This window comes from Brachyspira pilosicoli, from assembly GCF_019402445.1.
In the GTDB taxonomy this organism is placed as follows: Bacteria; Spirochaetota; Brachyspiria; order Brachyspirales; family Brachyspiraceae; genus Brachyspira; species Brachyspira pilosicoli_B.
The window spans coordinates 1-5,823 of the sequence record NZ_SRZM01000042.1 but is presented as its reverse complement, the minus strand read 5'-3'; the positions used below and the strand labels follow the sequence as shown (position 1 = coordinate 5,823).

The 5,823-nt window shown below is 27.4% G+C and carries 6 protein-coding genes and 1 pseudogene; 3 read left to right on the top strand and 4 right to left on the bottom strand.

Features of this window, described 5'->3' with window-relative positions:
* Positions 1 to 110: 110 nt before the first annotated feature.
* Together E6A48_RS01860 and E6A48_RS01855 are read right to left on the bottom strand one after the other, a co-directional pair.
* The gene (locus tag E6A48_RS01860) at positions 111 to 551 is read right to left on the bottom strand and encodes a MarR family winged helix-turn-helix transcriptional regulator (RefSeq protein WP_013244350.1); all 441 of its coding nucleotides are present in this window, start codon (positions 549 to 551) and stop codon (positions 111 to 113) included.
* Positions 552 to 562: 11 nt separating this feature from the next.
* Positions 563 to 1,951, bottom strand: a complete 1,389-nt coding sequence (locus E6A48_RS01855; RefSeq protein WP_219708291.1) for a sodium-dependent transporter — start codon at positions 1,949 to 1,951, stop codon at positions 563 to 565.
* 171 nt (positions 1,952 to 2,122) lie between these two features.
* Here E6A48_RS01855 and ispE point away from each other — a divergent pair, with 171 nt between their 5' ends.
* Positions 2,123 to 2,980, top strand: a complete 858-nt coding sequence (ispE, locus tag E6A48_RS01850; protein WP_219708290.1) for a 4-(cytidine 5'-diphospho)-2-C-methyl-D-erythritol kinase — start codon at positions 2,123 to 2,125, stop codon at positions 2,978 to 2,980.
* A gap of 28 nt (positions 2,981 to 3,008) precedes the next feature.
* The gene (locus tag E6A48_RS01845) at positions 3,009 to 3,824 is read left to right on the top strand and encodes a nitrilase-related carbon-nitrogen hydrolase (RefSeq protein WP_219708289.1); all 816 of its coding nucleotides are present in this window, start codon (positions 3,009 to 3,011) and stop codon (positions 3,822 to 3,824) included.
* Here E6A48_RS01845 and E6A48_RS01840 read toward each other — a convergent pair.
* Together E6A48_RS01840 and E6A48_RS01835 are read right to left on the bottom strand one after the other, a co-directional pair.
* Positions 3,821 to 4,297 carry a hypothetical protein gene (locus tag E6A48_RS01840; protein ID WP_219708288.1) on the bottom strand — a complete coding sequence of 159 codons (477 nt, stop codon included), beginning with the start codon at positions 4,295 to 4,297 and terminating at the stop codon, positions 3,821 to 3,823. The two genes, E6A48_RS01845 and E6A48_RS01840, sit on opposite strands and share 4 nt — an antisense overlap.
* Before the next feature lie 17 nt (positions 4,298 to 4,314).
* On the bottom strand, positions 4,315 to 5,433 hold the full coding sequence (locus E6A48_RS01835; RefSeq protein ID WP_219708287.1) for a DegT/DnrJ/EryC1/StrS family aminotransferase: 1,119 nt from the start codon (positions 5,431 to 5,433) through the stop codon (positions 4,315 to 4,317).
* Between the two features lie 142 nt (positions 5,434 to 5,575).
* Here E6A48_RS01835 and E6A48_RS01830 point away from each other — a divergent pair.
* Positions 5,576 to 5,823 (top strand): annotated as a pseudogene (locus E6A48_RS01830) (hypothetical protein); the annotation flags it as partial.

Sequence of the window (5,823 nt, the reverse complement as noted above, 5' to 3'; positions counted from 1 at the left end):
CGGATACGCTTCGCGAAAGGCTGCATTTTTTTAGATTAAAATACAGGCATTATTATATAGTTTATACGTATTCCAAATTATAAAGCTATAGTATTTATTTATACTAAAACTCAATCTTTAGAATAATTCTCCATAAACTTAATAAGCTCTTTTAAACAATTTGTATACTTCACTATATCCTCATCTTTTAATGAAGCAAGCATATCTGTATCAAGCTTTTCAAGTTTTTCTAATATAGGCTCGGCAAACTTAATACCCTTTTTGGTGAGAGTAATAATTTTGTTTCTTTTGTCTTTGGCATTAATTTTTCTTGTAATGTAGCCCTTTTTCTCAAGACCATTAAGAAGAGAACAGCTCGTTTGCTTTGGTATGCATAATTTCTCTGTAACCATATTCTGCGGACATTCTTTATTATAATAAATTAGTCCCAATGTAAACAAAGTTAAATCTGTTATGCCATACTGTTTTGCCCATATATGATAAAACCTATTAGTTTCATACCAATGGTCATATATAATGTCTATATGCTTCTTTAACTCTTCTTCTTTCATTTAATAGCCTATTATTTTAGAAAAAACTTATTAATATAGTCAACAACAAAAATTGTAAGCACTATAAGAGGAAGTATATAACTAACATAGAATCTAGACCATTTAGGGAATTTCAAACCCTTTCCAGTATCAGCTTCTTTAAGGAAGTTATTCCAACCCCAGCCAAGCTCTCTAGTACAGAATATTAATATTATTATACCGCCTAAAGGAAGGAAGTTGTTAGAAACTAAGAAGTCTAAACCGTCTATTATGCTAGTTCCTTCACCCAAAGGTTTAATAAATGATAATACATTAGAACCTAAAGCAGCAGGCAAGCTTAATATAAATATAGATATAGAAACAACTATTGTAGTTTTTTTACGATTCCATTTAGTTTCAGACATAGTGAAAGCTATAATATTTTCAAATACAGCAATAATAGTAGTTAATGCCGCAATAGATAAGAATAAGAAGAATAATGCTCCCCATAATCTGCCCAAAACCATAGAATTAAATATATTAGGCAAAGTAAGAAATACTAAACCAGCACCCTGACCAGGATTTACTCCAAAAGAGAAAGTAGTAGGGAATATTACAAGACCAGATAATAATGCTATTAAAGTATCTAGTATAACAACCATTATAGATTCACCAGTTAATGAATAATTTTTATCTATATAGCTTCCAAATATAGTCATAGCACCAATACCCAAACTCAAAGTAAAGAAAGCCTGACCTATAGCAGCATAAGCCACTTTAGAAAAACCAGCAATTCCATCGCCAAACATATTTTTGAAATTTGGAAGCAAGTAGAATTTAAGACCCTCTTTAGCATTAGGCAAAGTAACAGCTCTCACTATAAGAATAAGAAGTACAAAGAAAAGTAAAGTCATCATAATCTTACTTACCTTCTCAACACCATTCTCAAGCCCTTTAAAACAAACAACTGTAGCAATAACAACAGCAACAAACATCCAAAATATTAATGTTTTAGGTGAAGCAAGCATATTGCCAAAAAATGCCTGAACTTGCTCAGGGCTTAATCCGTCCATATAACCCATAGCCATAGAATAACAGAAATATAAACACCAGCCAGCTATAGTAGTATAAAACATTAAAAGTAAAACACAGCCAAAAATCTGCACATAACCAATTATGTGCCACTTATGACCTTTTTTCTCTAAATTTCTGTAAGAACCAGCTAAATCCCTTCCGCCTGCACGTCCAACAGTAAACTCCATTATAAGTATTGGAAGACCTAGTATTACTAATGATATTAAATACAAAACAACAAAAGCAGCTCCGCCGTATTGACCTGTAATATATGGAAATCTCCACACATTACCTAAACCTATGGCACAGCCTGCTGATACTAATAAGAATCCTAATCTGCTTGAAAGCTTTTCTCTCTTCTCATTCATAAATAATCACCTATACACTATTTTTTATATTTCTATTTATAATAATCACAAATATAAAAATTGTCAAGGATAAATAAAAAATTATATACAATCATTAAATAATAAAATAATTTAAATTTTTTAATTATTAATTTATAATACAGCAAATATTTTCTATAATTAAGGATAATTATGACTGAATTAAAATCTCCTTGCAAAGTAAACTTATTTTTGGATATCACATCAAAAAGAGAAGACGGATATCATTTAATAGAATCTTTATTTCACACTGTTGACCTTTATGATATTATAGAAATAAAAGAATCAAACTCTTTCAAAATTACAACCTCTGGAAAATATAAACTAAATGATAATAATGAAGATAATATACTTTCAAGAATATTTTTCTTTTTTAAAGACAACATGAATCTAAAAAAAAGTTACAAAATAAATATAGAAAAAAACATACCAAATGGTGCTGGTCTTGGAGGAGGCTCTTCCAATGCTGGATTATTTATTAAATTTATATTAAAAGAACTTGAAATAAAAGAAAATGAAGAGCTAATAAAATCTTTTTCTAAGTTTGGAGCAGATATTCCGTTTTTTATAAAAAGAGGTATGAGTTGGGTTAATGGCATAGGTGAAAATATTTCTCATTATAATTATATACTTCCATATAAAATAATAATAATATACCCCAATATACATGTATCCACAAAAGTGGCTTATTCAAATTTTAAAACAGAAGATTTTAACAAAGCAGACTTTTTATCTTTTAAATCTATATTTGATAATAAAGAATTAGATTTTAATAATATTTATAATAATTTATATAATGTTTTTGAAAACAATGTATTTACTCTTGAGCCGAAAATAAAAGAATATAAAAACAAAATAGAAAACAAAATAAATAAAAAAATAGTGATGAGCGGTTCTGGTTCTTCTTTATTTACTTTGTATGATAATGATGATAAAAAAATAGAAAATGATTACAACATATTAAAAGAAGAATTTCCTAATTTAGATGTATTTAAATTAGCATTAATTTAATATTTTTGATTTAGTAAAGGATAATAAATTGAAGGTTTCTTTTATTCAATTTGACATAAAAAAAGATAAAAAAGAAAATCTAAAAAAAATAGAAGAATATATTAAAAACAATGATGCTAGTTTAATAGTGCTTCCAGAGCTTTCTTCTTCTGGTTATTTATTTGAAAATAGAGAAGAATTATTAAGCGTATCTGAAAGTATAGAAAATATAAATAAAATAGAAAATAAATATAAAATAAATGAAAAAACAATATTCATAAACTCTATAATAGAAATATCTAAAAAATACAACAAAGCGATAATAGCAGGATTTGCTGAAAACTTTAAAAATAAAATTTACAATTCAGCATTAATAGCGGAAAACGGATATTTAAAAGGCGTATACAGAAAGGTTCATTTATCAGATTTTGAAAAGAAGTTTTTTGATGCTGGAGATATAAAAGAATCCTACAATGTATTTGAAGTTTGCAAAGAAAAAGTATCTATACAAATTTGCTTTGATGTATGGTTTAGTGAAATATCCAGAAATCAAATATTAAACGGAAGCAATTTAATATGCATTCTTGCAAACTTTGGAGGAGAAAATACTTTAGATATAGCAAGAGTAAGAGCCATTGAAAACCTCACTCCTATAATATTATGCAATAGAGTTGGAAGAGAAAAAACAAAAGATATTGATGCGTACTTTATCGGCAAAAGTTTTATAGTTGATAAAGACGGAAGTTTTTTGGCAAATGCTGATAAAGATGAAACAATATCATTAAACGCAAATATAGAAATTAATAATTCAAAATCTAATATAATATGCTCAAACTTTTATGATGAAATAAAAAAGCATTATTAACTCTTTATAAACTTTTCATCTAATTCTTTTCTATTAGCCTTATAATATTTTATAATCTCTTTCCACTTATTAACAAACAATTTACTTCCCTTTGCAGTATCTGTAATATTAGCTATATTAAGTTTATAAAAGTTCATAAAACATAAATCATATTCTAAATTAGTAAAATCATCATCTCTATATGATATTTTTTTATCTATAGTATTAATACGCATAGTTATTATAACATTATCACTATTAATATTTTTTAGTATCTCATCTAATATTAAACAATGATATAAATTATTCCAATCTTCTTTTGTTCTTCGCTCTAATATACCATAAAAAAATGATATATAAGGATTATAATTAAAACCTATTTTTTGATAACTATGCCCAGCACAGCTTTTATTAGTAATGAATCCGAGCTTGTTAAGCTCTGTTACAACGCCAACAAGCTCTTCATCAATATCTATTGTATCTAAAGTATTCAAAATAAAACCTTGTACAATTATTTTTTTAACACCTTTTTTAATGCATCTATTACCATATCTTGTTCTTCTTTAAGAATATCGTTATCTATAGGAAGAGCTATATTGTGCTTAGAAGCATATTCAGAAACAGGCATATCCCCTTCTTTATAACCTAACTTTTTAACAAGAACAGGTGCTAAATGTATAGGGTGAGGATAATAAAGTGCTGTAGGTATACCAAGCTCATTTAATTTAGTTCTTACCTCATCTCTATTATCTTCAACTTGTATAACATATTGAGCATGAACACTCTCAGTATATTCTGCCACTTGAGGTACTTTTACTATATCTTTTAAATTATCATTATAATATTTAGCAGCATTTCTTCTGTGCTTCATATCATCATCAAAACCCTTAAACTTTTCTAATAAAATGCCAGCCTGTAAATTATCTAATCTTCCAGTAGTACCAAGCTTAACATGTATCATTCCGCCCTCATCACCATGATGACGAAGTTGTTTTAAGTTTTTGTATAATTGCTCATCATTAGTAAATACCATTCCGCCGTCACCAAAACAACCTAAAGGCTTAGCAGGGAAAAATGAAGTAACAGCAATATCACCTAACTTTCCAGAACAAGATTTTATATTTTTATAGCTAGCACCAAAAGACTGACAAGCATCTTCTATTACAAATAAATTATGTTTCTTAGCTATGTCTAATATAACATCATAATTAGCACATTGTCCAAATAAGTTTACAGGAATGATGGCAACAGTATTTTTATTGATAAGGCTTTCTAATTTGTTTACATCCATATTAAAATATTCATCAATATCGCAAACAACAACTTTCATACCCAAAAAAGCAGGTGCCTCAGCAGTAGAGAAAAATGTCATAGCAGGAACTATTACTTCTTTTGTAGAATGGTCTTCTCCAGCATTAAAACCTAATGCTAAAAGTGAAAGCACTAATCCAACATGCCCAGATGAAACACCAACAGCATATTTAGCTCCTGTATAATTTGCTAATTCATGCTCTAAACTATCTAGCTCTTCGCCAAATACAAATTGACTTCTCTCTATAATAGAAGCTATTTTTTTATCTATACTCTCTTTTCTCTTCTCATAACCTCTGTAAAGATTCATATATTTCATTGCAATAACTCCATAATGAAAATTAAATTTTTGAATATATTTTATAAAAATTAATTACTATTGTCAATAAAAAATATTCTTGATTTTTTAATGAAAATGCTATACCGTAATAGTATATCTTAATTTTATAAGGAATATAGTTATGAATAAAAATATTCCAATAATAGTTCTAGGCTCAGCAATAGTAGGCGGCGTTTCTTCTTATTTAATTTTTAAACAAATACAAAAATCATATTTTTATATTAAAAGCTATGATAAAAAATTTGAGATGAAGTTCTCTAATAAATGGCATCTCTCAAAAGAAAAAAATGAGCTTAATGAAAATTCAAACCTTGAATTAATTAATAATAAAGATTCTCTTTGCCTTATAATGTTTTCAAAAAAGAAAAG